Genomic DNA, 24,327 nt, shown 5'->3' with positions numbered 1-24,327 from the left:
ATCATGAGCATTCTCAAACTCGAAAACGTCACCAAAAGCTACGGCGAAGGCCTGCACAAGGCGGACGTGTTGAAAAACATCAACCTTGAAGTCCAAGAGGGCGAGTTCCTTGTTCTCCTAGGCTTCTCGGGTACTGGCAAAACAACATTGATCAACCTTTTGGCAGGTTTGGAAAAGCCATCATCAGGCAAGGTCACGTTTAAGGATGCGGAAATCACTGGCCCCGGCCCTGAACGCGGTGTGATTTTCCAAAACTATTCACTGATGCCGTGGCTCACGGTCGCAGGCAATGTGCAACTGGCGCTGGATAGCGTGTTCCCGCACATGCCAAAGGCCGAAAAAGCCGAAAAAGTCGCCCATTTCGTGAAAATGGTTGGTCTCGGCCATGCCATGACGCGCCGCCCGGCGGAACTGTCCGGCGGGATGCGTCAACGGGTCAACGTGGCCCGCGCATTGGCGATGAACCCCGAAGTCTTGCTGCTGGATGAGCCGCTTTCGGCGCTTGATGCGCTGACCCGCGCCAATCTGGCAGATGAAATCGAACACATCTGGGAAGCCGACAAAAAGACCTGCGTTCTGATCACCAATGACGTGGACGAGGCGATTATTCTGGCCGACCGTATCATCGCGCTGAACCCAGATGGCACGCTTGGTGATGAATTCAGCGTCGACATTCCACGCCCGCGCGACCGGACGGAAATGAACAACCACGACGGTTTCAAAACCCTGCGTGCGGATGTCACCAAATATCTAATGGACAAGGGCATCGCATCCAAGGTCGAAGGCACACGCCTATTGCCCGATGTGACCCCAATTCACGGGCTGCCAGTCGCTGTCGCCAGAGCCCAAGAAACTGCGCGCGACGAAGGGTTTTTGACCTTTTCAGGTCTGCACAAAGTTTACCCGACCCCCAAAGGGCCATTGACGGTCGTCGAAGACTTTAACCTTAAGGTCAACAAGGGCGAATTTATCAGTCTCATCGGACATTCGGGCTGCGGCAAATCAACCGTGCTGACAATGGCAGCGGGGCTGAACCCAATCTCGAAAGGTGCAATCCGCCTTGACGGGTGGGATGTGCAAGGCGCTGATCCCGAACGTGCTGTGGTGTTCCAATCGCCCAACCTGTTCCCTTGGCTATCGGCCAAAGAAAACGTCGCGATTGGGGTCGATAAGGTCTACCCCAAAGCATCCCAAGCCGAACGCCAAGACGTGATCGAATACTACCTTGAACGTGTCGGGCTTGCCGATAGCATGGACCGACCGGCAGCAAGCATGTCCAACGGCATGAAACAACGCGTCGGAATTGCGCGCGCCTTTGCGCTGTCACCTAAACTGCTATTGCTGGATGAACCATTTGGGATGCTCGACAGCCTCACACGCTGGGAGTTGCAAGAAGTCCTGATGGAGGTTTGGTCGCGCACCAAAGTCACCGCGATCTGCGTGACCCATGACGTGGACGAGGCAATTTTGCTCGCTGACCGTGTCGTGATGATGACCAACGGACCACAGGCCACCATCGGCAAAATCACCGACGTAAAGTTGCCACGTCCACGCACCCGCAAGGCGCTGTTGCAGCACCCTGATTACTACACCTACCGCCAAGAGGTTTTGGATTTCCTTGAGGAATACGAACACGGGGCAAAACCAAAACCAAAGCCAAAATCGATAGCAGCGGAGTAACCCATGAACGAGAGCCAGATCACACTTGTCCAAGACAGTTTTGCCAAAGTTGCCCCTATCAAGGACGCTGCAGCAGAGATTTTCTACAACCGTTTGTTCGAGGTCGCACCGCAGGTCCGCCCGATGTTCAAAGACGACGTGACAGAGCAAGGGGCAAAACTAATGGCGACGCTTGGCGTTGTTGTGAACGGCCTGCGTGATCTGAATAAAATCGTTCCCGTGGCCGAAGCTTTGGCCGTGAAACACATCGATTACGGCGTAAAGGCCGAACACTACGACACAGTGGGGGCATCGTTGCTCTACACACTCAAAGCCGGGCTAGGAGACGACTTCACCGCCGAAGTCGAAGACGCTTGGGCAACAGCATATACCACGCTTGCGGGCGTGATGATCAATGCAGCGTATAAGCATGCTGCGGAGTAACAAATGACACAAAAACTCATCATTATCGGTGCAGGCATGGCCACAGGTCGCGCACTTGAACAACTGATCGAAACCGCGCCAGATGCCTATGACGTGACCCTGTTTAACGCAGAGCCACGCGGCAACTATAACCGGATCATGCTGTCCCCCGTTTTATCGGGTGATAAGACTTACGCCGAAATCGTCACCCATTCCGCCGAATGGTATGAAGAAAACGGCGTCACCTGCCGCTTTGGCGAACGCGTCGCAAATGTTGACCGCGACCGTAAGGTTGTCGTCGCCGAAAACGGCGATGAATTGCCCTATGACAAGCTGATGTTTGGCACCGGATCGAACCCGTTTATCATCCCGATGCCCGGACATGATCTGGACGGCGTGATTGCCTACCGCGATCTTGAAGACACCGAATTGATGATGTCGATGGGTGATAGCAACAAGGTTGTCGTCATCGGTGGTGGTTTGCTAGGGCTAGAGGCCGCCGCAGGCATGGCCGCACGCGGTGTCGATGTGACCGTGGTGCACATCATGGGCCATTTGATGGAACGCCAGTTGGATGAAGCCGCAGGGTATCTGCTGCGCAAAGCATTGGTCGACAAAGGCATCACCGTGCGTTGTCAGGCGAATTCCAAACAAATTCTTGGTGAGAATGGGAAGGTCCGTGCGCTACAGCTGGATGACGGTACCGAATTACCATGTGATCTGTTGGTCATGGCTGTTGGCATCCGCCCCAATGTGAAACTGGCCCAAGACATCGGTCTGGCCGTTGGCAAAGGTATCCACGTTGACGACCAAATGTTGACCTCGGACCCTGATATTCTTGCGGTTGGTGAATGCGTTGAACATGACGGCGCGATCTTTGGGCTGGTTGCCCCGCTTTATGACCAAGCCAAGGTTGCCGCGAAAACACTGTTGGATGAACCCGCGACATTCGTGCAAAAGGAAATATCGACCAAGCTGAAGGTCACAGGTTGTGATCTGTTCAGCGCGGGAGATTTTGCCGAGGGCGAAGACCGCGAAGACATCGTGTTCCGCGACCCTGCGCGCGGCGTGTACCGCCGCCTTGTACTTCAGAACAACACAATCATCGGCGCGGTGATGTATGGCGATACCGCCGACAGCAACTGGTTCTTTGGCCTGATCAAAGACGCCACCGATGTGTCCGATATGCGCGAGACGCTGATCTTTGGACCAGCCTATCAGGGGGGAACCCCCATGGACCCGTTAGCAGCCGTTGCAGCCTTACCGGATGACGCAGAAATCTGTGGTTGCAATGGCATTTCCAAAGGTCAAATTGTTGCGGCAATCAACGCAGGGGCCGATACACTTGATGCGGTGAAAGCCACATCAAAAGCCGGGTCATCATGTGGGTCATGTGTGGGTTTGGTCACGCAAGTATTGGGGATCACGCTGGGCGATGATTTCAAAATGCCCGAGATAGAAACGATCTGTAAGTGTTCTGATCTGTCCCATGACGACGTGCGCAAACTGATTATCGCAAAAGAGCTCAAATCAATTCCCCAAATCATGCAGGAATTGGATTGGACGTCACCCGGCGGTTGCCACGTCTGTCGTCCCGCGCTGAACTACTATCTGGTCTGTGCTTGGCCCGGTGAAGAAGTTGATGATGGCAAATCGCGTTTCATCAACGAACGCGTGCATGCCAATATCCAAAAAGACGGCACCTATTCCGTGGTCCCACGGATGCTTGGCGGGATCACAACCCCCGACGAGCTGCGTGCGATCGCCGATGCTGCCGATAAATTCAACGTCCCAACGGTCAAAGTCACCGGCGGTCAGCGGATCGATTTACTCGGGATCAAAAAAGAAGACCTGCCCGCAATTTGGTATGATTTGGGCGAAGCAGGCATGATGTCCGGCCAAGCCTATGCCAAAGGGCTGCGCACCGTAAAAACCTGCGTCGGTACTGATCATTGTCGCTTTGGCACGCAAGATTCAACTGGCCTTGGGATCAAGATTGAATCCGCAATGTGGGGGGCTTGGTCACCGCATAAATTCAAACTGGCCGTGTCCGGCTGCCCGCGCAACTGCGCCGAAAGCACCTGTAAAGACCTTGGCATTATCTGCGTCGACAGCGGATATCAGATACTTGTCGGCGGGGCCGCAGGGCTGGATCTGCTAGAGGCAGAAATGCTGGTCACCGTTGCGACAGAACAAGAAGCCATCGACGTGTCTTGCGCGTTCTATCAGCTTTACCGTGAAGGCGCTCAATATCTGCACCGCCCCTATAAATGGATCGCAAAAGTTGGGCTTGATTGGGTGAAAGAACAGATTGTCGATGACCCAGAAAACTGTGCGGCGCTGGCCGAACGGTTCCGGTACTCGCAGCAATTCTATCAGGTTGATCCATGGGCCGAACGCGCGCGTAAGGGCGTGGATGCGCATGAATTCACCCCGCTTGCTGACTTTACAAAGGTAGCTGCAGAATGACTGATTTCATCGATATCGGAAGCGTCACAGACATCCCTGTGCAAGGTGCGCGGCTTGTGCGCACACAACACGGCGACATCGCGATTTTTCACACGGCGTCTGGCAAATTCTATGCGGTAGATGAATATCTTCCCGGCAAAGCCGGCCCATTGTCCAACGGCATTCAACACGGTGAAAAGGTGACAGACCCGATGCGTAATTGGGTGTTTGATCTGGCAACGGGCGAAGCACAAGGCGCGGATGAGGGTTGTGTAGGCACCTATGAAATGAAAGTCGAAGAGGGCCGTCTGTTGTTATCACGTGACGCAATCGCAAACCAAGTGGCGGCGGAATGACAGCCGTAAAAACAACCTGCCCCTATTGTGGGGTCGGCTGTGGCGTGCTTGCACAGCCCGATGGTACGATCAAGGGTGACCCGGACCATCCGGCGAACTTTGGTCGGCTCTGTTCCAAGGGGTCGGCGCTCGGCGAGACCATCGATCTCGATGGTCGTCTTCTCGCACCGCAGATATTTGGCCAAACTGCGGGTTGGAACGATGCGCTTGATCTGGTCGCAAGCCGGTTTCGTGCGGCGATCCGCGATCATGGCCCCGATAGCGTGGCATTTTATGTATCCGGCCAGTTGCTGACCGAAGACTATTATGTCGCCAACAAGTTGATGAAAGGCTACATCGGGTCGGCCAATATAGACACGAATTCGCGTCTATGCATGGCGTCATCTGTGGCGGGGCATAAACGCGCCTTTGGCACGGATACTGTCCCCGGCACTTATGAGGACCTTGAAGAGGCCGACCTGATCGTGTTGGTCGGCTCGAACCTTGCATGGTGTCATCCGGTTTTATTCCAACGTATCGCAGCCGCAAAAGCGGCGCGCCCACAGATGCGCATCGTCAATATTGATCCGCGCAAAACAGCGACCAGCGATTTAGCAGATTTGCATTTGCAGATACAAACAGATGGCGACGTGGCCCTGTTTAACGGGTTGCTGCGCTATTTGGCCGACAATGACGCGCTGGACCAAGCGTATATCGATGCCCATGTGAACGGATTCGATGCCGCCCTTGCCGGTGCGATCGGTGATCCGACAGCGTCAGGGCTGACCGCTGACGAGATCGCGCAATTCTACGAAATGTGGACCGGTAGCAAAAAGGTCGTCACCGCGTATTCACAAGGCGTCAACCAATCCACATCTGGAACGGATAAGGTGAACGCGATTATCAATTGCCATCTGGCCACTGGCCGTATCGGCAAACCGGGCATGGGTCCTTTTTCCATCACGGGCCAACCTAATGCGATGGGCGGCCGCGAGGTTGGCGGGTTGGCAAATATGCTGGCCAACCATCTTGATATTGAAAACCCAGATCACCGTGACGCCGTACAAACGGCATGGAACAGCCCGACAATGTGCACCAAACCGGGGCTCAAGGCGGTTGATCTGTTTCAGGCCTGCGCCGATGGTAAGATCAAGGCACTATGGATCATTTCAACCAACCCTGCTGTGAGCCTGCCTGACGCTGATGGCGTGGCCGCCGCCATTAAAAACGTGCCGTTTACGGTGGTCACCGACATCATGGCGCGCACCGATACCGGCGATTTGGCTGATGTTTTGCTTCCTGCGATCGGTTGGGGCGAAAAGAACGGTACAGTCACCAATTCAGAACGCCGCATTTCGCGCCAACGCGCGTTCCTACCCGCACCCGGCGCGGCCCGCCCTGATTGGAAAATCATGTGTGACGTTGCCGAACGGATGGGCTTTGACGGGTTTGATTTTGAAACCGCCGGCGATGTCTTTGCAGAATATGTCGCGACAACCAAGCTAAGCCAAGTATTCGGCAAAGACCTAGATCTCACGGCGCTTGAAGGCGTCGACTACGAAGCATTCGCGCCCGTGCAATGGCCGGTAGATGGCAAACAGCGGTTCTTTGCGGATGGGGCGTTTTATCATCCCGACGGCAAGGCCCGGATGATTGCAGTCACCCCACCCACGTTGGGTGCTGGGACATTCACGCTGAATACCGGGCGCAACCGCGATCAGTGGCACACAATGACACGCACCGGTAAATCGGCCCGCTTGGGCGCGCATTTGGCAGAGCCATACGTTGAAATTCATCCAAGTGATGCCGCCGATATGGGCGTTGATACAGCCGAGTTGATCAACATCTATGGTCCCAAAGGCAAAGGCACGTTCCGCGCGTTGATCTCGTCAAATGTCGCGCCGGGTAACCTTTTCGCGCCGCTGCATTGGACCCGGCAGCAATCCGCATCTGGTGTCGTCAACAGTGCCGTGGCGACCCGTATTGATCCGGTTTCGGGTCAACCTGCTACCAAAAGCAGCCGGGTTGATGCCGGCAAGTGCCATGTCGCGTGGTACGGGTTTGCCGTGAGCGCCGCGGCAATGGAACCGAGCCGCCCCTACCACGCAATTGCAAGAACCAGCACAGGTTGGCAGACCGAAGTGGCGGGCATGAAAATCCCCGGTGATTGGGAGCTTGAGGCCCGCAATATTACTGCAACCCAACGCGGTGACGCCGCCGTGATGCATGATGCCGCAACGGGCGACGTGCGCGTCGCAATCATCGATAACAACAAAGTCACCGCGCTGTTCTTCGCGAGCACCACACCTGTCGTCGTAGCGCGCCAACATGCCGCTGGGCTGATTGGTTCGGATGTTGCAGGGCTTGCCGCGCTCGCAGGGCGTGTTGCGGCTGATATGCCTGATCCGGGTGCCACAGTTTGCGCCTGTTTCAATGTCGGCGTAAACACATTGCGAGACGCGATTGGCCAAGGTGCCACGACCGTCACCGCATTGGGTAACGCAACATGCGCGGGCACCAACTGCGGGTCTTGTAAACCCGAGTTGGCGACGCTTATCGCCCAGTTCCAAATCCCGGTGGCCGCTGAATGACTCTCACCCCCTTTGTCCAAACTGTTGCCCGTGGCGCGGGTCGCGCCCGGCCCCTGACATTGGACGAAGCAAAGGACGCCATGCACGTGATGCTCGCCGGCAAGGCAGAACCCGAAGCATTGGGAGCGCTGTTGATGGTTTTGCGTGTGCGCGGTGAAATCCCGGAAGAAATTGCAGGGTTTACCGCCGCTTTGCGCGAAAAATCACCCGCGCCGATGACGGCTGATATTGATTGGCCGTCCTATGCGGCGGGGCGCACGCGTGGCGCACCGTTGTTTCTGCTGTCTGCAAAGCTTGTGGCGCAGGCGGGGTACCGCACCGTTTTGCATGGGTGGAATTCACATCAAAGCACCGGCGCATCGGTGCGTGATGCGCTTGATGCATTAAACATCCCGCTGGATGCCAGCGACACACCGATTACCTATTTGCCCGTCGAAACCCATGCTACCGAAGCCTTTGATATCTTACGGTTGCGCGACATTTTTGGTCTGCGGTCCTGTATCAACACTGTCCTGCGGATGTGGAACCCAACCAATGCGCGCGCCACCGTGCAGGGCGTATTCCATCCGTCCTACCGTGGCCTGCAAGCAAAAGCAGCCGCACTTCTGGATCAATCAGACCTCACCGTTATCAAAGGTGGCGGCGGTGAATTTGAACGCAATCCGGCGAAATCCGTACAGGTTTTTGGGCTCCGCGCAGGTACGCACCATCAAACCGACGCCCCTGCCCTGCGCGACGACACGCGCCGCATGAACGAACCCGCCGCCCAGGTCGATGTTTTGGATTTATGGAACGGCAACCAAAGCGATGCCTTTGCCGAGGCCACTGTGATTGGCACCGCAGGTATCGCGCTTTGGACTTTGGGTGCGGCAGAGACGATTGAGAAAGCAAATGAAATAGCAGCCACACTTTGGGACGCACGCAAAGGATAGCATGATGAAAACTTTTCCGATGTTTTTGACAATGACAGACCGCCGCGTCGTGATTGCTGGTGGCGGCGAACAGGCCGCGCAAAAATGTCGGTTGATCCTCAAAACCGAAGCCCAGATCACTGTGCTTGCCCCGACGTTGGACCCAGAACTGGCTGATCTGCATGCGGCAGGTAAAATCAACTGGGACAAATCACCGATCACGCCCACCCAGTTTGCAGATACGGCCTTGGTGTTCATCGCGACTGGCTGTCCCGGTGTCGATTCTTCGTTACATGCGTTGGCCAAACGAGCGGGTGCAACGGTAAATGTCGTTGACCGCCCGGACCTATGTGACGCGATCACACCTTCCATTGTTGACCGCTCACCCGTTGTCGTCGCCATCGGCACCGAAGGCACAGCGCCCGTTCTCGCCCGCCAGATCAAAACCCGCATGGAAGAAATATTAGAACCACGTCTGGGCGATCTTGCCGCTGTCGTTGGGCGACTGCGCGACAGTGCGGCGCAACGGTTGCAACCACGACAACGGCGCGATCTATGGCGGTGGGTATTTAATGGCCCCGCCCGCGACACGCACAAGCGCGGGGCAGAACGCGAAGCTGTGCAACTAATCAAAGACGCAATTTCAACCGGTAATTTTGGCGCCTCTGATACGGCTCCTGTCGCGTTTGTGGGTGCTGGTCCGGGGGCCAAAGACCTGATTACACTCCGTGGCGTTCAGCGTCTGCAAGAAGCAGACGTGATCTTTTACGACCAATCAGTTGACCCACAGATCCTCGAGCTTGCGCGACGCGACGCTGAGCGCGTCAATCTTGAACACGCGAGGGATTGGCCCGCGCATAAGGGTACAGGGTTATTGATCGCGGCCGCACGTCAGGGCAAACGCACCGTCAGACTAAGCGCGGCACATCATGTAGAAACCGCAGCCCTCCAAGCGGCCGATATCACGTTTGAGATCGTCCCCGGTGTGCAGGTCACGCCAGCATGCCTAGCGCGAGCCCTGTAATTGAGCACTTGAACGATCCAAGGCTTGCGTCACCGTAAACAAGAACATAACATGAACAAAAGCCAGCCGAGTCGTGTTCATGTTTACGATCCCCTTACCCCAAACAGGAACGGACATCGCATGGCGCGATGCAGCCAAACGCCTGATGGGCGCAGGCATTCCGCCGCATGAAATCTTGTGGGATTTTTCGGGTGTGTTTGCGCCGCTTTTGGATAGCGCCACGGAGTTACCCGCCCCCAAACGCCGGGTTCAAGCACCGCATAGCTTTCTGCACCTCGTGCAATCGGTGATCTGGCACAAAGCCGATGACCGTTTTACGCGGCTTTACACGCTGCTTTGGCGGTTGCGGGCCGCCCCGAATCTGATGAATGAGAACACGGACCCCGATGTTATCGTGCTACGCCAATACGAAGACGAAGTGCTGCGCGCCCAAGCAAAGATGCAAAAATCCGTCAGCTTTCGGGACATGCGCCAAGGCGGCGCACGCCATAGCTTTGCCGCTTGGTACACGCCGGCGCATCATGTTGTTGAACCCTGCGCACCCTTTTTTGCGAGGCGGTTGCCGCATCTGGATTGGATGATCACAACCCCAGACGTGACGGCGCAGTTCATCGATGGCAATCTTAGCTTTCATCCTGGCCAGCCCAAACCAGACTTGCCGCGTTGCAAGGTGCAGATGGATCATTATCTTGGGGATTTGTTTAACCCATCCGGGGAAATACAGCCCCTGCACGTGAACACCAATGGGGGCGCGTCGCGGAATCACCCGATTAGTTGACGGTGCGGTAAAGAAAATCGTGAAACTGTCTTCTACACGACAACGCGATCACCGAAAACGATGGTAGATAGTCCGCGTGTAACGAGTTAAAATTTACTTAACTTCCGTTGTTTGGAAGCAACTGCTGCCTTAGCCCTGTTTAAAGGGGCTGGGCGGCATTATCATTTCTTCACTCGAATCTATTACTTTGTTTCAAGTGAAGGCCGCCCGCATGAAAAACTCCGCCCGGTTTCCGCATTTACTAGGTTGCGGCTTGCTGCGCGATCTTTCTGACGAAAAGAAGACCGAATTTCTCGAGGCTTGTACCCTCCGTGTATTGGGCGAAGATACCCCCCTACTCACGCAATCGGAATATACCACTGGCATGTTCCTTGTGGCCACCGGGTCGGTTGAGGTGAGCTTTCTGAGCAAAGATGGCCATAAATCAATCATCTATCACGCTGGCCCCAATGAAACGCTTGGAGTGATTGAAGCCATCGCAGATCGGCCTTGCGCCGCAACATGTGTTGCTTTCGCGAATTCAGCAGTCTTGTTCTGCCCAACCGCGCTCTTGTATGAGCAGTTAAAATCGCCGACTTTTATGCGCAACACTGCCGCCGCAACCCATGACATCATGACCCGCGACAACATGTTCAAATCCGCCGACCAGTTTTACACCGTCGAACAAAAAATTTGCCTCTACCTCGAATACCTATCGTCACAAAACTTTAAATTCATGCAAAGCCAGTCTTATCTGGCCAATGCCGTTGGCTGTTCGCGCCAAACGGTCAACAAAGAGCTGGGGCGGCTGCGCGACCTCGGCATCGTCGATGTGTCCAAGGGTGTTATTAGCGTGCTTGACCATGCCGCCTTGGTCAAGCGGATGCACGATCTGGATCCTAACAAGTAATCGCTAAGGTCCAGTATCAAAGCGCCTTTAGGTGTTAAACAAGAAATGCATCACATCGCCATCTTTGACGATATAGGCCTTACCCTCGGCGCGCATTTTACCACCTTCTTTTGCGGCTTGTTCACCACCCAAAGCCACAAAATCATCATAGCCGATCGTTTCTGCACGGATAAATCCGCGTTCAAAATCACCGTGAATGACACCAGCCGCCTGCGGCGCGGATGTGCCTTCTTTGATGGTCCAGGCGCGGGCCTCCTTCGGGCCAACGGTGAAATAGGTTTGCAGATGCAGAAGCTCATAGCCTGCCCGGATCAAACGATCGAGCCCGGCTTCCTCTAGCCCCATTTCACCCAAGAACATTTCTGCTTCATCCGCCTCAAGCTGGCTAATTTCTTCTTCGATACGGGCCGAGATCACAACGTGAGAATTGCCTTCGGCCGCAGCCATTGCGGCGACCCGCGCCGACTGGCTATTGCCTGCACCAGCGCTGTCTTCTTCGACGTTACAAACATACAGAACTGGCTTCGTGGTCAGCAGTTGCAGCAATTTCCATGCTTTCGCGTCATCTTCATCAACGTCCACGGTGCGCGCCGGCTGCCCGTCTTCAAGCGCGGCTTGTGCGGCTTCAAGCAAACGCACTTGTTGCACCGCGTCTTTGTCGCCGCCCTTTACCTTGCGCACAAGGTTTTGCAGACGTTTCTCGATACTTTCGAGATCGGACAACATCAGTTCAGTCTCGATCACCTGCGCATCTTCGACTGGATCAACGCGCCCCTCAACATGGGTGATGTCGTCATCTTCGAAACAGCGCAGCACATGGGCGATGGCGTCACATTCGCGGATATTGGCTAAGAATTGATTACCGAGGCCTTCGCCCTTTGACGCGCCTTTGACCAGGCCTGCGATATCAACAAATGTCATCCGCGTTGGGATGATCTGCTTTGAACCCGCGATGGCGGCCAATTTATCAAGCCGCGCGTCTGGCACGCCCACGTCACCAACATTGGGTTCAATTGTGCAAAACGGAAAGTTTGCCGCCTGCGCCGCAGCCGTTTTGGTCAGCGCGTTGAAAAGGGTTGATTTGCCCACATTTGGCAAACCCACGATACCCATTTTGAAACCCATGTCAGCTCTCCTTGAAACTCCTTGGGCTTCTAGGGGGGGAATGGCCTTGGTGCAAGATAAACAGGGTGCAATTGCCTGCCCCCCATTGATTTTCCGTATTTCTTCGCGCAAACCATGCCTAAGAAGATATCCGGGGACGATCATGAGCAGAATCGACGCAAAATTCGCGCAATTACGTACTGAGGGTAAAAAGGCATTTGTTGCCTATGTCATGGCGGGCGACCCCGATTACGACAAAGGGCTTGAAATCGTCAAAGGCCTACCAGACGCGGGTGTTGATATTATCGAACTCGGGGTGCCGTTTACTGACCCAATGGCTGACGGCGCGACGATCCAACTTGCAGGCCAACGCGCGCTTGAGGCGGGGCAGACGTTAGAAAAAACGCTGCAATATGCCCGTGATTTCCGCAAAACCGACAATACCACCCCGATTGTGATGATGGGCTATTACAACCCGATCTATTCACGCGACGTTGATCTGTTTTTGAAAGACGCGGTTGCCGCAGGCATCGACGGGTTGATCATCGTGGACCTGCCGCCAGAAGAAGACGACGAATTATGCATCCCGGCCCAAGCTGCGGGTATCAACTTTATTCGTCTCGCAACCCCAACCACCGACGATAAACGCCTGCCCAAAGTGCTGCAAAACACCTCTGGCTTTGTCTACTACGTCTCTGTGAATGGCATCACCGGCACCGCCGAGGCCCAACCGGACCATGTCGCCCCAGAGGTCGCGCGGATCAAATCCAAAACCGACCTACCCGTGATCGTTGGCTTTGGAATCAAAACACCCGAAGCCGCCGAAGGCATCGCGCGGATTGCCGACGGTGCCGTGGTTGGGTCCGCCATCGTCGACAAAATCGGCAAAGGCGAAAGCGTCGCTGATGTTCTCGCGTTTGTAAAATCCTTGGCGGACGGAACGCATCGGGGGTAAAGCTTAATTACTGGAGAACGCCCCATGCCTCCACCGCTGTCTGAGCAAGACTATTCAGCAATAGGAAAGGCCGTGACGGCGTTTTCTCAGCTAGAAAACTTACTGGCGCAAATAAACGCGCTATGCGACGTCGGAAACGATACTACCGTTTTAAACGAACATCAGACCATTTTTGTCTGTCATGTCAAAAAATCTTTCCGACAAAGAGTAAATGCTCTTGTTGTAAATCTCGGTCAAAACCCAAACAGAAAATTAGATATAGATACCGTAGAAACCAGCTTAAATACGATCGTTAAGTGGCGAGACTGTATTTGTCACGGTGTATTTACGAAGCATTCAGGTGGTCAATTGGAGCTTGTTTTTTGGGATCGAAAATCCTTTGATGAGGCCAAAGAGGACGAAAAGGGCGACATTCGATCTGGGCCAATACAAAAACTTCTAAAGACTGCTGATCTCATTGCCGTTGCCAAAGAAGCCCAAAGGTTAAAGGAAATCCTCGCGAACGAGTTTTCGATGGAAAAGTTCTTATCGTAAATTTCATACAGGCTTAACGATGTTCTGTGTACTTGCCCACAAACCCCAATATTGGTAACAAGACATAACCAATTTGAGGATTTCAGCCATGCCCGTCATCACCACAATCGACGATCTTAAGCGCCTGCATAAGCGCCGCGCCCCTAAGATGTTTTATGACTACGCGGAAAGCGGCAGTTGGACCGAACAGACGTTTCGCGAAAATACCTCTGATTTCGATCAAATCCGCCTGCGCCAACGTGTCGCCGTGGATATGTCAAACCGCACAACCAAATCGCAGATGATTGGGCAGGATGTGGCGATGCCAGTGGCGCTTGCGCCCGTCGGGCTGACCGGGATGCAATGCGCAGATGGAGAAATTAAGGCAGCGAAGGCCGCCGAAAAGTTTGGAGTGCCCTTCACCCTTTCGACCATGTCGATTTGTTCAATTGAAGACGTGGCCGAAAACACAAAAAAACCGTTCTGGTTTCAGCTTTACGTTATGCAAGACGAAGAATTCGTCGATAACATCATCGAACGCGCCAAGAATGCGGGTTGTTCGGCGCTTGTCCTGACGCTTGATCTGCAAATCCTTGGGCAACGGCATAAAGACCTGAAAAACGGCCTTACTGCGCCACCAAAACTGACGATCCCCACAATGATCGATCTGTCGACCAAATGGCGGTGGGGCCTTGGCATGCTGCAAACCAAACGCCGTAGCTTTGGCAATATCGTTGGCCACGCCAAAAACGTTGGCGACACCAGCAGCCTTGCTTCTTGGACCTCGGAACAGTTTGAACCCAAGCTTGACTGGGGTATGATCGCGAAATTGAAAGAAAAATGGGGCGGAAAACTGATCCTCAAGGGTATTCTTGACGTCGAAGATGCCAAACAAGCCGTCAAAATTGGCGCCGATGCGATTATCGTCAGCAACCACGGCGGGCGGCAGTTAGACGGCGCACTTTCCGCCATTCGCATGTTGCCATCGATTGTTGCCGCCGTCGGTGATCAAGTCGAAGTCCACATGGACAGCGGCATCCGCTCTGGGCAAGACGTGCTCAAGGCGCTCGCGATGGGAGCAAAAGGTGTCTACATCGGACGCGCCTTTATTTACGGGCTTGGTGCCATGGGTGAATTAGGGGTGACAAAGGCGCTAGAGGTGATTCACAAAGAGCTGGATCTGACAATGGCGCTTTGTGGACGGCGTGACGCTAGGTCACTCGATTCTGATGTGCTACTTGTTCCCCAGGATTTCGAGGGGAACTGGCAAAGCTAACTAAGCTAGTCGCAAATTCACTGCAAAACACCTGCTTTTTCGCAACATTGTCAAATTAATCGCCCCGATCTTCACGAAAACGTTGACCTGTGTTGTCAGCAATTTAAAGCTGTCTCGGAATGCGGATCACGCGGCGCTGCTGCCGTCACTGCACTCGTATAGATATGAGACCAACTAGGAGAACCAAAATGCGTTTCACAACTACTCTGGCCGCTGCGACGGCAATCGCCCTGACATCAACAACAGCATTCGCTGGCGGTGTTGCACCTGTCATCATCGAGCCCGTCGAAGTAATGGAAGAGCCAGCAACATCTTCTGTTAAGCCTGCTTACATCGTTCTCGGTGTTCTGGCGGCACTGCTGATCGCGTCACAGCTTGATGACGACGATGACGAAGAACAATTGAACTGATAATTACTATTGGCCCGCAGCGACACTGTTGGTGCGGGCCCCACGATCTACTAGTATGGTGACGATCTGCGTGTTAATATAAATTTTTAAAACTCAAAATCTCACCCACATATATTTTCGGAGAACCAAAATGCGTTTCACAACTACTCTGGCCGCTGCGACGGCAATCGCCCTGACATCAACAACAGCATTCGCTGGCGGTGTTGCACCTGTCATCATCGAACCAGTCGAAGTGATGGAAGAACCAGCAACATCTTCAGTTAAGCCTGCTTACATCGTTCTCGGTGTTCTGGCGGCATTGCTGATCGCGTCACAGCTTGATGATGACGACGACGACAACACCCCCGCCGCCTCTAGTTAAGCACCATTGGCCCGCAGCGACACTGTTGGTGCGGGCCAAACGTATCCCCACACACATTAACGCGACCGCAAACCCCAAGGGCGTTGTTATGAAACCGGGGGTCAACCACGCCACAATTAACGCCTGCAAGGCCCGTGCGCCCAGTTTGCGCTCCAATATCGGTGCCAACCACATCGACGAGACCAAGCCAATCGCAGAGCCCAATAAAAGCGTCCCAAACATCGCGTCCGACACGCCAAGCTGCGCCTCAATATATAGGACATAAGCTGCAAAGCAGCCCCCAAAAGCCCAACAACGATAAAGGCAACAACGGGACGGCGCGAAATATAAAGGGCAGGTAAAATAGACATCCCGCATCGCTGATCGAATTTTGTTCCAAAGCAAGTTTCAAAGTCTCAGCATGCAAACATGTCATTGCTTGCCGCCACCCATTCCCCGCGCTAACCTCGGCCCATGACCATAAAACTTCGGATGCTTTCTGGTGCAGGCTCATCGTTAGAGTTTGACCCCGATGATACCAACCAAGTGCGTGGCGCAATCCATGATTGCTACGGCAAGCCATGGGACCATCAAAACATAACACATATTGATTTTAAGTTTGGCGGGGCCGATTTCATCTTTCTTGACGAGTGGGACGCGCCTTGTTTGATCGCAAGCACGCAAGAAGGCACCAACATCCTACAGGCACTCTACAAAGGTCTAGGCGACTAACCGGCCCTATCGAAATTCGCGCGTTACTTCTATTTTTCCGACGATTGCTGCGTTAAACGCGTCAACATCTTCCGCAGGAATCCAATATTCCAAATGCGCGCGACCACCCGCTTCTTGAACTTCATAGGCATCAAGATACGATTGTAGGATTTCAAAGCGTGTGACGTATCCAGCCCCACTGGCCTTCACGTTCCAATCGCGTGCAATCTTAATGGCGTAGTCTTCGGTCAACACCGGATAGAATATCGGTTGTTCAGGAAGACGAGGCGGAAAAGCCGCCATCTCAGCGTCCTTCATCAGCGCTAGTTCTTTAGGTCCGACGGGTCGCCAAAGGACCACAATTTCTGCTTTATGTGACATACGGTTTGAATAGTAACACCCTAGGTAGATGCAATATCAAAAACCACACCCAGCCATTGCTGGGTGTGGTCACTGCGCTTAGCTCAACACAGCCCGCAATTTCGGGATACGTGCCAAGATGAGCGTGTCGATTGCCAGCACCGTCAGCAGCGCAAGCCCAGCCATTGGGAATGCCATTGAAACGCCTAGGCCAACCAAAGCAGCCCCCTGCCAAAGCGGCATTTCTTGCGGCATGGGAGGTGCTGCAAGACGGCCCGCCTTGGCGGGGCGGCGTTTCCACCATAGCACAAGCGAACTGATGCATAGGAAGATCACAGCAAGGCAAACGGCTGTATTCGCCAACACGCTCCAAAGACCCAATGTCCCCATGTGTAGCGCAATTCCGACAGCCATTGCTTTACCCGCAAGCGAATAATCCGCATAGCGCACATCGGCCAGAACATTACCCGTGTATTGATCCACATGGACGGTCCGGTCTGTCGTCGGGCTGGTGCTATCGACACTCATGGAATCGCGGCTCAGCGTCCAAACCCCGGTATCGCCGGACGGCAAGTTCATCTGATAGCGTGCATCAAAGCCAATCTCACGGGCCAAGGCATCCACGGTGTCGATGGACACGAACCCTGCGACACCGTCAGCGCCCATCGCACTGCCCGAAGCAGGCAACGGCGTTTGTTCAAGCGCCCAAGGCACTTCGCGCCGTTCGTGGTTCATGCTTGCGTGGGTTTTGTCGGAAAGCGGCACATTTGCCCATTTTTCTGCAGGGAATTGGCTCCAGGCTTGGACCATTTTCCCGCCCCATATACCGGCCCATGCAAGCCCCGAGATCAGAAAAAACACCAATACGATAGACACCCACATCCCCACAACGCCGTGCAGTGATTTCCACATGCTTCGGCCTTTGGAAAACGTAGGAATAAACGAGCGGCGCCAGCCACCTTCGCGTGGCCACCACATATATAACCCCGTCGCGACGATCACCAAACACAGCGACGCCGCAGTTTCTATCATCCGGTCCCCAACAACACCAAGCATCAGCCCACCATGAATATTGTCAAAGAAATCGTACCAACCGCTGTGGCGTGGGAAGGTTTCGATGACGGTTGCCGTATAGGGATCGACCGCAACCATGATCGCATCGTCGCCTTGGTCAATCCGAAACAAAGCGACAACATTGTCAGTACGGGGGGCAATATATTGTTTCAGCACACCACCATCTATGGCCGCAAGTGCCGCCTCTGCTTGCGTCGAAACAGGCTGCGAAATCTCTTGTGGGGTCACTTCGGTCCGCGCGCCATCGCGCCCGTCTATCCATGCGATCCACAGCATTGCCATGCCTGTCACGGCAAGGGTCGTGAGAAACGGGATCACAACCAGTCCCGCGTAAAAGTGCCAGCGCCAAGCCGCGCGGTATAGTTTTTGCGCCGCGCCCGCAGGCTGCGCATTCGTGTCAGTCGTCGTCATTTATTGGCTCCAAGCCTATGGTTCTGCCGCAGTCATTGGGCAGATCAGTTGAAATCTTTAGGGTGAAAGAAATCAGGCTTGGGGAGGAGCGCGCGACAGTCGGGCTGGGTCGAGAGCCTGCGCATTACGGACGTTCTGGGCAACCGTTGTCAGGCGGACATAATCATCTTCTAGAATTTTTGGCGTGCCAGTGACCACTGCCGGCAAAACAGCGACCGCGATCAGATGGCAGGCCGGGCAATGCCCGCCGCTGGCTTTGCTCGGGTCTGTCGTATCGCCACACAGGTCAGAAAATGACCCACCTGCGGCAAGATAGGCAATCACATCGTCTGTCATTGCAGGCTGTTTAACAGGCCCAGATAGACCTGCAGCCCCAAGGGCCAACAGGAGCATAAAAGTGGTTAACAACCTAGAAATGATGCCAAACCTGTGTCGCATGACCCGCCTCTTAAACAGTCTTCACCCCCAGCGCGAGAACTGTTTTGTGATCTTTGTTGATCAAAGGCATCCCAAAGAAGCATTGCCTAACCATAAAAGCCACGCCGCAACCGATGAACCCCCTTTCCAAAAAGGCGAATCCCTTCTATAGGCACAGGTCTTACCGGGTCCGCACACCCTTGGAGGGCGGCCCATAACAAACTGGAGAATTACTATGGCTGGACAGATTCCTGATCTGAACGCCAAGGTACGCGCGGGGACAGGCAAGGGGGCCGCCCGCCAAGCTCGCCGTGATGGCGACGTACCTGGCATTGTTTATGGTGGTGGCGCAGAGCCCCAATCCATTAGCATCCCATTCAACTACCTGCTGACTATGCTGCGCAAAGGCCGCTTCATGTCGACGCTTTTCAACCTCAAGGTTGAAGGCCAAGAAGACGTGCGCGTGATCTGCCGCGGTGTTCAGCGCGACGTTGTCAAAGACTTGCCACGTCACATCGACCTGATGCGCCTTAAGCGTACCAGCCGTGTAAAGCTGTTCATTCCTGTTGAGTTTGTGAACGCAGAGACATGCCCAGGTATCAAAAAAGGTGGCACGCTGACTGTTGTGCGTAACGAAGTCGAACTTGACGTTCTGGCTGGCGACATCCCTGATCACCTCACAATCGATCTGGCGAGCCACGAAATGGGCGACACGATCCACATCAGCGAAGTGACGATGCCTGAAGGTGCGAAATCTGTGATCGACCGTGACTTTGTCATCGCAAACATTGCTGCTCCGCGCACAATGGCCGCTGATGATGACGAAGAAGCGACAGAAGACGCGGCTGCTGAGGCACCTGCAGAAGAATAATCCAACGCAACTGCGTGGATCAAAGGGCACCCGTTTCGGGTGCCCTTTTTGTTTGGTTAATCGGCCACACGAAGCGGTTGCGCAAACGCATGCTGCCGCAGCTTGACTTCGTTATTGGTCAGAGCAACGCTCTTGCGCCAATGTTTGCTTTGCATCACGTCGGGATATTTCTGCGCATAGTCGCGGTACAGATCGTTGGTCACAGCAAATGATATCGGCAGTTGATGCAAGCTTTCCAAAATGAAAAAGTCCGCTTGCACCCCACTTGGGACGATATATATTTCGTCCGCCCGCAACCCAAATATGTTGATCAGCAATCCAACTTCGTGCCGGTTTTGCGCAGAAAAAGCGCCATGTTCAATCAGCGTAAAATATATATTCGCATCAAAGAAGCAGACGATACGATACCCTTCTTCACGCAGGGCGTGCGCGAGCATAGCAAGCGGCTGAGCATCAATTTTCTTTTCGTGCCCAAAGTGATAGATATTACTGCCGTCAATAATAGCCGTCTTTGCATCCAATCGCAGATTGCGCATAAACCCCTGACGGTCGAATTTCAGTAATCCGTGTGAAGTGGTCGTGCTGCGCTTTCTTTCGGCAAGCTGCCACAGGATAAACAACACCCAGACGCCCCCAAACAGTATCAAGCCAGTCATGATCGCATCACGCTCGATTTCCCGCGATGGCAATAGGTTGGTCAACATGAGCGTTAAAAAGCAAACAGCAACGAATAGACCTAAATTTCCTAGAAATATCAGAACCTTAAAAATGGCCAAAAGCAACGTCTGCTTAGGTCGTGCCGCCGTGATTAGTGCGAGCTTATCGCCCAGTGTTTTTGGTTCGCTCGTCATACTTCAATTCGTTCACTACCGTCATGCAACACCTAATCAACTACGCGATCATTGCCAACCTATCCTTGTGTTTAACTCCGCAAATCGCCATCAGATTGCAATCATGCTGGTGCGTCATTGGCTATCTGTGACCACCCACTAGCGCCGCACTGCGGCATAGGTTAAGAAAGCGTTATGAAACTGATCGTAGGCCTCGGCAACCCCGGCGCGAAATACGCGCAAAATCGTCACAACATCGGCTTTATGGCTATGGATGTTATCGCAACGGACCATGGGTTTTCGCCCTGGCGCAGTAAATTCCAAGGGCAAATCTGTGACGGGCGTTTTGGCTCTGAAAAGGTCGCACTTTTGAAGCCCGAAACATTCATGAACCTATCCGGCCAATCAGTAGGCGAGGCAATGCGCTATCTCAAAGTTGCGCCAGAAGACGTAATCGTCTTTCACGATGAGCTAGATTTAGCACCCGGTAAGGTACGCCTAAAAACGGGTGGCGGTCATGCGGGCCATAACGGGCTTCGGTCGATCCACGGCCATATCGGCCCGGATTATGACCGCGTGCGCATGGGCATCGGCCACCCTGGCCATAAAGACGCAGTCGCGGGCTATGTGCTGCGCGATTTCCCCAAGGCGGACGCCGAATGGCTTGATGATGAAATGCGCGGGATCAGCGATGGGATCGCCCATCTGATCGCAGGCGATGGCCCTAAATTCCTGAACGCCATTGCCTTACGCGTCGCGCCTCCACGGTCATCAACAACCAAACCAAAGCCCAAACCAGTGGTCTCGCTGCCGACACCCCAAGAAGACAGTCGTTCACCCATGCAAAAGCTGGTGGACCGCTTCCGGTGATCCCGGAACACGTCAAAGACGCATTTACCTATCAGGCCACGGCCTGTGCCGGGCTAGGATCGCCATTTATGGCGCAGCTCATGACTCTCTGCGCGACCCGTGATTGGCCAGCCTGCGCCGTGACAGACCGCATTTTCGGATGGCAAGGCAACCTTCACCCCAGCGGACAATCTGTGCCCTTGCGTCTTGCGGGGGCATTACATGCCTGCAAGTTGGCGGGTGACCCGACGCTCACCGCCGTCTACCCGCCTGTGCAGACCAGTGACGATACGCTCTGGACTGCTGTGTGCGATACGCTGATCAACCAGAAAGCAGCAATCAACGCCCAATTGGACCACGCCCCGCAAACCAACGAGGTTCGCCGATCGGCGGTCCTGATTGCCGTCGGTCACCTGCTTGCGGATCGGTTTCACCTACCGATCCGCCTGTCTGAACTTGGCGCGAGCGCGGGGCTGAACCTGCATTGGGATCACTACGGATTGGAGATTGCAGATGCACAGTTCGGGGCGACCGCCCCTGCTCTGACTTTGCGGCCCGATTGGGCGGGACCACCCCCACCATCCACTGCGCCGAACGTAACGGCGCGCGCAGGCGTTGATCTGAACCCGCTGGACCCAAAGACCGACGCACAGCGTTTGCAATCTTACCTTTGGGCGGATCAGCCCGAACGGATCACACTCACCCGCGCCGCGATTGCGGCTGCAAAGACCCCGGTAACTCAAGGGGATGCCATCGATTGGCTAGAAGACCAGTTGGGGCATACGCCCGGCCAATTGCACCTGATCTACAGCACTGTGGCTTGGCAATATTTCCCGACCGAAAAACAAGTCCAAGGTGCTGCGATGATCGCACAGGCCGGGCGCATTGCAACCAAAGACAGCCCACTCGCGTGGTTCACAATGGAAGGCGACAGCGCAAAACCCGGCGCTGCGTTGACCTTGCGACTTTGGCCCGGCGATCTGACAATTCCGCTTGGACTCGCCGATTTTCACGGGCGTTGGATACAGTGGTCAGGCGAATAAAGCCGCATTGTACCCTATTTCTGAACGCGGCATGATAGGTCAAACAAGGACGCATCAGATATGTACACAGTGACTTGGACAACCGTGATCGCAGCTAGCGTCATCGCCGCAGTTGCAATCGCAAAACGCACAGAAATTAAACGGCTGCGCCATGTGCTCAAACTGTTTTCGGCTGACGCAATCGTGCGTAATTTTTCGCATATGGACGAAACGTTCTTGGCTGATCGGTTGCCTGCAACCGCCACTGCGACACCACTACCGATTGGCACGCCCATGCCAATCACACCTGGAATGCAGGCTTGGATCACCGCACGCAGCATCACTGCGCTGGTCATTCTCAAGGCTGGAAAGCAAGTTTTCGAAGACTATTACCACGGCACAGGGGCCAATGATCTGCGCATCAATTGGTCCGTCTCCAAAAGCTATCTGTCCGCTCTATTCGGCGCAATCATGGCCGAGGGCGCAATCGATAGCATCGACGATCCGGTCCTGAAATACGCACCGACATTGGCCGGCACAGCCTACCAAGCCACAACGATCAAAGACGTGTTGCAAATGTCCTCGGGGCTAAAGTTCGATGAGGATTACCTCGCCTTCTTCTCTGACATCAACCGAATGGGCCGCGTTCTCGCACTTGGTGGATCGATGGACAGATTTGCGCAAAAACAAAAAACCAGTGCGGCCGCCCCCGGCGAGCGGATGGAATATGTATCCATCGACACCCATGTTTTAGGCATGGTTATCCGCGGCGCGACAGGGCGCGGAGTCGCCGAGCTTTTGCACGAAAAAATCATCGCTCCCTTGGGAATGGAACACGCGCCCTATTATGTCACCGATGGTAATGGGGTGGCCTTTGTACTGGGCGGGCTGAACACCACGACACGTGATAACGCGCGGTTCGGGCAAATGATGTTACAAGGCGGGGAATGGAACGGCAAACAAATCGTGCCACGCGATTGGGTTGATGCATCAACCAAAGCCAGCGCAAAAACTGCGCCCGGTGAAATCGGCTATGGCTATCAATGGTGGGTACCGCTGGGCTGTGTCGATGGGCAGTTTTTGGCGCGTGGCATTTACGGGCAATACATCTACATCGACCAAATCAATAACGTCACCATCGCGGCCCATAGCGCCGACCGCGCATTTCGGACGGACGGCGTGAGCCGCGAAAACGAAGTGGTGTTCCAACAAATAGCAGAAAGCCTTGCAACCCATGGATAAAGCCCCATCATTTAACGTCTTAGGCGCCCCGTTGGTCCCTTGTTCATTAGATCCCGTCACCGGCTATTTTCGTAACGGGACATGCGATACATGTGCCGCCGACACAGGCAGCCATACTGTCTGCGCCGTGATGACCGACGAATTTCTGGCCTATTCAAAATACTTTGGCAACGACCTAAGCACACCGCGCCCAGAGTTTGGGTTCAAAGGGCTGAAATCAGGGGACAGCTGGTGCCTATGCGCCAGCCGGTTCTTGCAAGCCCATGCAGAAGGCTGCGCCCCGCAGGTCAATCTACACGGCACACATGTCCGCGCGCTTGAGGTGGTATCAATCGACATATTGCGCGGATACGCACTGCCTGATTAATTACGCTAGTCATGGCAACGCCCCCTAGACATGAGGAGACTACATTTTGTCATCCAAAGTTATTCCGTCACTCGGCATTCTTATTGTATTTCTTGTTTGGGGAGGTACGGAATTAAACAAAAAAAATAATGCCAATAAGCAACACAGAATGTACACTACCCTGTCTCGGATGCGGTCAGAAAGTAGTTTGGATGCGGCAAATACCTATTGTAACGACGGGTTGCCAAATCCCACGCAACTAGAAGCCGGCGGTTTTTCCATCGAACAGCCGGGCCTATGGACTGGAAGCTCTGGTTGGGACGGAATATCAATTAGCTTCGGCGCCCCATTAAGCCCGGGCGCAAAATATCACTGCCTCATATCAGCATTATCCTTGTGGTCCCCCCCCACGGGAGCACAAACACATTTTGTCGAAAAACTAGAAGAAACTATAAGCTCTCGTTTCGCAAGCGACCCGTCTGCCGCAATAATTTGGCACGACGGACGTTTTAATAGATCATTTGTCGTTACATCCACA

At 54.2% G+C, this 24,327-nt stretch carries 25 protein-coding genes; 20 read left to right on the top strand and 5 right to left on the bottom strand.

Annotated features, from left to right (window positions below; genetic code table 11):
- Positions 1-3: 3 nt before the first annotated feature.
- From DS901_RS03545 to DS901_RS03505, 9 genes are all read left to right on the top strand, one after another.
- Entirely contained in the window at positions 4-1,680 is a 1,677-nt protein-coding gene (locus DS901_RS03545; RefSeq protein ID WP_113775550.1) for an ABC transporter ATP-binding protein, read from the top strand.
- A gap of 3 nt (positions 1,681-1,683) precedes the next feature.
- Entirely contained in the window at positions 1,684-2,103 is a 420-nt protein-coding gene (locus DS901_RS03540; protein WP_113775549.1) for a globin family protein, read from the top strand.
- A 3-nt stretch (positions 2,104-2,106) separates the two neighbouring features.
- Positions 2,107-4,551, top strand: coding sequence for a nitrite reductase large subunit NirB (nirB, locus tag DS901_RS03535; protein WP_113775548.1), 2,445 nt, complete (start codon positions 2,107-2,109; stop codon positions 4,549-4,551).
- Complete coding sequence (locus DS901_RS03530) at positions 4,548-4,886, top strand: nitrite reductase (NAD(P)H) small subunit (RefSeq protein ID WP_113775547.1); 339 nt, start codon at positions 4,548-4,550, stop codon at positions 4,884-4,886. Before nirB ends, DS901_RS03530 begins: the two co-directional genes overlap by 4 nt.
- Entirely contained in the window at positions 4,883-7,456 is a 2,574-nt protein-coding gene (locus DS901_RS03525; RefSeq protein ID WP_113775546.1) for a nitrate reductase, read from the top strand. Before DS901_RS03530 ends, DS901_RS03525 begins: the two co-directional genes overlap by 4 nt.
- Entirely contained in the window at positions 7,453-8,388 is a 936-nt protein-coding gene (locus DS901_RS03520) for a glycosyl transferase family protein (protein WP_113775545.1), read from the top strand. Before DS901_RS03525 ends, DS901_RS03520 begins: the two co-directional genes overlap by 4 nt.
- Before the next feature lies 1 nt (position 8,389).
- Positions 8,390-9,391 carry a siroheme synthase family protein gene (locus tag DS901_RS03515; RefSeq protein ID WP_309472523.1) on the top strand — a complete coding sequence of 334 codons (1,002 nt, stop codon included), beginning with the start codon at positions 8,390-8,392 and terminating at the stop codon, positions 9,389-9,391.
- Positions 9,392-9,470: 79 nt separating this feature from the next.
- Positions 9,471-10,169 (top strand): DUF4130 domain-containing protein, encoded by a 699-nt coding sequence (locus DS901_RS03510; RefSeq protein WP_113775544.1) that lies wholly within the window; start codon positions 9,471-9,473, stop codon positions 10,167-10,169.
- 211 nt (positions 10,170-10,380) lie between these two features.
- The gene (locus DS901_RS03505) at positions 10,381-11,058 is read left to right on the top strand and encodes a Crp/Fnr family transcriptional regulator (RefSeq protein WP_113775543.1); all 678 of its coding nucleotides are present in this window, start codon (positions 10,381-10,383) and stop codon (positions 11,056-11,058) included.
- A 27-nt stretch (positions 11,059-11,085) separates the two neighbouring features.
- On the opposite strand, the gene ychF is transcribed toward DS901_RS03505, so the two are convergent.
- Complete coding sequence (gene ychF / locus DS901_RS03500) at positions 11,086-12,183, bottom strand: redox-regulated ATPase YchF (RefSeq protein WP_113775542.1); 1,098 nt, start codon at positions 12,181-12,183, stop codon at positions 11,086-11,088.
- A 142-nt stretch (positions 12,184-12,325) separates the two neighbouring features.
- Here ychF and trpA point away from each other — a divergent pair, with 142 nt between their 5' ends.
- The 6 genes from trpA to DS901_RS03465 all read left to right on the top strand — a co-directional run bounded on the left by trpA (position 12,326) and on the right by DS901_RS03465 (position 16,388).
- Positions 12,326-13,117, top strand: a complete 792-nt coding sequence (gene trpA, locus DS901_RS03495) for a tryptophan synthase subunit alpha (RefSeq protein WP_113775541.1) — start codon at positions 12,326-12,328, stop codon at positions 13,115-13,117.
- A 24-nt stretch (positions 13,118-13,141) separates the two neighbouring features.
- The gene (locus DS901_RS03490; RefSeq protein ID WP_113775540.1) at positions 13,142-13,651 is read left to right on the top strand and encodes a hypothetical protein; all 510 of its coding nucleotides are present in this window, start codon (positions 13,142-13,144) and stop codon (positions 13,649-13,651) included.
- Positions 13,652-13,739: 88 nt separating this feature from the next.
- Positions 13,740-14,906 carry an alpha-hydroxy acid oxidase gene (locus tag DS901_RS03485; RefSeq protein ID WP_113775539.1) on the top strand — a complete coding sequence of 389 codons (1,167 nt, stop codon included), beginning with the start codon at positions 13,740-13,742 and terminating at the stop codon, positions 14,904-14,906.
- 188 nt (positions 14,907-15,094) lie between these two features.
- Complete coding sequence (locus tag DS901_RS03480) at positions 15,095-15,316, top strand: hypothetical protein (RefSeq protein ID WP_113775538.1); 222 nt, start codon at positions 15,095-15,097, stop codon at positions 15,314-15,316.
- Positions 15,317-15,446: 130 nt separating this feature from the next.
- Positions 15,447-15,677, top strand: coding sequence for a hypothetical protein (locus tag DS901_RS03475; RefSeq protein WP_113775537.1), 231 nt, complete (start codon positions 15,447-15,449; stop codon positions 15,675-15,677).
- 453 nt (positions 15,678-16,130) lie between these two features.
- Positions 16,131-16,388 carry a hypothetical protein gene (locus DS901_RS03465; RefSeq protein ID WP_113775535.1) on the top strand — a complete coding sequence of 86 codons (258 nt, stop codon included), beginning with the start codon at positions 16,131-16,133 and terminating at the stop codon, positions 16,386-16,388.
- A 6-nt stretch (positions 16,389-16,394) separates the two neighbouring features.
- Here the strand turns inward: DS901_RS03465 and DS901_RS03460 are convergent, their stop codons facing one another.
- The 3 genes from DS901_RS03460 to DS901_RS03450 all read right to left on the bottom strand — a co-directional run bounded on the left by DS901_RS03460 (position 16,395) and on the right by DS901_RS03450 (position 18,605).
- Entirely contained in the window at positions 16,395-16,748 is a 354-nt protein-coding gene (locus tag DS901_RS03460) for an ADP-ribosylation/crystallin J1 (protein ID WP_113775534.1), read from the bottom strand.
- Between the two features lie 78 nt (positions 16,749-16,826).
- Entirely contained in the window at positions 16,827-18,212 is a 1,386-nt protein-coding gene (locus DS901_RS03455) for a PepSY-associated TM helix domain-containing protein (RefSeq protein ID WP_113775533.1), read from the bottom strand.
- A 72-nt stretch (positions 18,213-18,284) separates the two neighbouring features.
- The gene (locus DS901_RS03450) at positions 18,285-18,605 is read right to left on the bottom strand and encodes a hypothetical protein (protein ID WP_113775532.1); all 321 of its coding nucleotides are present in this window, start codon (positions 18,603-18,605) and stop codon (positions 18,285-18,287) included.
- Positions 18,606-18,864: 259 nt separating this feature from the next.
- Between DS901_RS03450 and DS901_RS03445 the strand changes: the two genes are divergently transcribed.
- Complete coding sequence (locus DS901_RS03445; protein WP_113775531.1) at positions 18,865-19,500, top strand: 50S ribosomal protein L25/general stress protein Ctc; 636 nt, start codon at positions 18,865-18,867, stop codon at positions 19,498-19,500.
- A gap of 56 nt (positions 19,501-19,556) precedes the next feature.
- Here the strand turns inward: DS901_RS03445 and DS901_RS03440 are convergent, their stop codons facing one another.
- The gene (locus tag DS901_RS03440) at positions 19,557-20,351 is read right to left on the bottom strand and encodes an NYN domain-containing protein (RefSeq protein WP_113775530.1); all 795 of its coding nucleotides are present in this window, start codon (positions 20,349-20,351) and stop codon (positions 19,557-19,559) included.
- Between the two features lie 174 nt (positions 20,352-20,525).
- Between DS901_RS03440 and pth the strand changes: the two genes are divergently transcribed.
- Genes pth through DS901_RS03420 form a run of 4 tightly spaced genes read left to right on the top strand, consistent with a single transcriptional unit; the run spans position 20,526 to position 23,810 of the window.
- Complete coding sequence (pth, locus tag DS901_RS03435) at positions 20,526-21,200, top strand: aminoacyl-tRNA hydrolase (RefSeq protein WP_113775529.1); 675 nt, start codon at positions 20,526-20,528, stop codon at positions 21,198-21,200.
- Positions 21,197-22,222 carry a DUF2332 domain-containing protein gene (locus tag DS901_RS03430; protein ID WP_113775528.1) on the top strand — a complete coding sequence of 342 codons (1,026 nt, stop codon included), beginning with the start codon at positions 21,197-21,199 and terminating at the stop codon, positions 22,220-22,222. Before pth ends, DS901_RS03430 begins: the two co-directional genes overlap by 4 nt.
- A 60-nt stretch (positions 22,223-22,282) precedes the next feature.
- Entirely contained in the window at positions 22,283-23,443 is a 1,161-nt protein-coding gene (locus tag DS901_RS03425) for a serine hydrolase domain-containing protein (protein WP_113775527.1), read from the top strand.
- Positions 23,436-23,810, top strand: a complete 375-nt coding sequence (locus DS901_RS03420; protein ID WP_113775526.1) for a DUF2237 family protein — start codon at positions 23,436-23,438, stop codon at positions 23,808-23,810. The genes DS901_RS03425 and DS901_RS03420 overlap by 8 nt, the downstream gene beginning before the upstream one ends.
- Positions 23,811-24,327 lie beyond the last annotated feature (517 nt).

Origin of the sequence: Loktanella sp. D2R18 (assembly GCF_003318235.1) — a bacterium.
GTDB lineage: Bacteria > Pseudomonadota > Alphaproteobacteria > Rhodobacterales > Rhodobacteraceae > Yoonia.
This window is presented reverse-complemented; position numbering and strand designations above follow the sequence as displayed.

Excerpts from the sequence above, each read along its gene's own strand:
- DS901_RS03545 (WP_113775550.1), top strand. The coding sequence starts at position 4 with ATGAGCATTCTCAAACTCGAAAACGTCACCAAAAGCTACGGCGAAGGC.
- DS901_RS03540 (WP_113775549.1), top strand. The coding sequence starts at position 1,684 with ATGAACGAGAGCCAGATCACACTTGTCCAAGACAGTTTTGCCAAAGTT.
- nirB (WP_113775548.1), top strand. The coding sequence starts at position 2,107 with ATGACACAAAAACTCATCATTATCGGTGCAGGCATGGCCACAGGTCGC.
- DS901_RS03530 (WP_113775547.1), top strand. The coding sequence starts at position 4,548 with ATGACTGATTTCATCGATATCGGAAGCGTCACAGACATCCCTGTGCAA.
- DS901_RS03525 (WP_113775546.1), top strand. The coding sequence starts at position 4,883 with ATGACAGCCGTAAAAACAACCTGCCCCTATTGTGGGGTCGGCTGTGGC.
- DS901_RS03520 (WP_113775545.1), top strand. The coding sequence starts at position 7,453 with ATGACTCTCACCCCCTTTGTCCAAACTGTTGCCCGTGGCGCGGGTCGC.
- DS901_RS03515 (WP_309472523.1), top strand. The coding sequence starts at position 8,390 with ATGATGAAAACTTTTCCGATGTTTTTGACAATGACAGACCGCCGCGTC.
- DS901_RS03510 (WP_113775544.1), top strand. The coding sequence starts at position 9,471 with ATGTTTACGATCCCCTTACCCCAAACAGGAACGGACATCGCATGGCGC.
- DS901_RS03505 (WP_113775543.1), top strand. The coding sequence starts at position 10,381 with ATGAAAAACTCCGCCCGGTTTCCGCATTTACTAGGTTGCGGCTTGCTG.
- ychF (WP_113775542.1), bottom strand. The coding sequence starts at position 12,183 with ATGGGTTTCAAAATGGGTATCGTGGGTTTGCCAAATGTGGGCAAATCA.
- trpA (WP_113775541.1), top strand. The coding sequence starts at position 12,326 with ATGAGCAGAATCGACGCAAAATTCGCGCAATTACGTACTGAGGGTAAA.
- DS901_RS03490 (WP_113775540.1), top strand. The coding sequence starts at position 13,142 with ATGCCTCCACCGCTGTCTGAGCAAGACTATTCAGCAATAGGAAAGGCC.
- DS901_RS03485 (WP_113775539.1), top strand. The coding sequence starts at position 13,740 with ATGCCCGTCATCACCACAATCGACGATCTTAAGCGCCTGCATAAGCGC.
- DS901_RS03480 (WP_113775538.1), top strand. The coding sequence starts at position 15,095 with ATGCGTTTCACAACTACTCTGGCCGCTGCGACGGCAATCGCCCTGACA.
- DS901_RS03475 (WP_113775537.1), top strand. The coding sequence starts at position 15,447 with ATGCGTTTCACAACTACTCTGGCCGCTGCGACGGCAATCGCCCTGACA.
- DS901_RS03465 (WP_113775535.1), top strand. The coding sequence starts at position 16,131 with ATGACCATAAAACTTCGGATGCTTTCTGGTGCAGGCTCATCGTTAGAG.
- DS901_RS03460 (WP_113775534.1), bottom strand. The coding sequence starts at position 16,748 with ATGTCACATAAAGCAGAAATTGTGGTCCTTTGGCGACCCGTCGGACCT.
- DS901_RS03455 (WP_113775533.1), bottom strand. The coding sequence starts at position 18,212 with ATGACGACGACTGACACGAATGCGCAGCCTGCGGGCGCGGCGCAAAAA.
- DS901_RS03450 (WP_113775532.1), bottom strand. The coding sequence starts at position 18,605 with ATGCTCCTGTTGGCCCTTGGGGCTGCAGGTCTATCTGGGCCTGTTAAA.
- DS901_RS03445 (WP_113775531.1), top strand. The coding sequence starts at position 18,865 with ATGGCTGGACAGATTCCTGATCTGAACGCCAAGGTACGCGCGGGGACA.
- DS901_RS03440 (WP_113775530.1), bottom strand. The coding sequence starts at position 20,351 with ATGACGAGCGAACCAAAAACACTGGGCGATAAGCTCGCACTAATCACG.
- pth (WP_113775529.1), top strand. The coding sequence starts at position 20,526 with ATGAAACTGATCGTAGGCCTCGGCAACCCCGGCGCGAAATACGCGCAA.
- DS901_RS03425 (WP_113775527.1), top strand. The coding sequence starts at position 22,283 with ATGTACACAGTGACTTGGACAACCGTGATCGCAGCTAGCGTCATCGCC.
- DS901_RS03420 (WP_113775526.1), top strand. The coding sequence starts at position 23,436 with ATGGATAAAGCCCCATCATTTAACGTCTTAGGCGCCCCGTTGGTCCCT.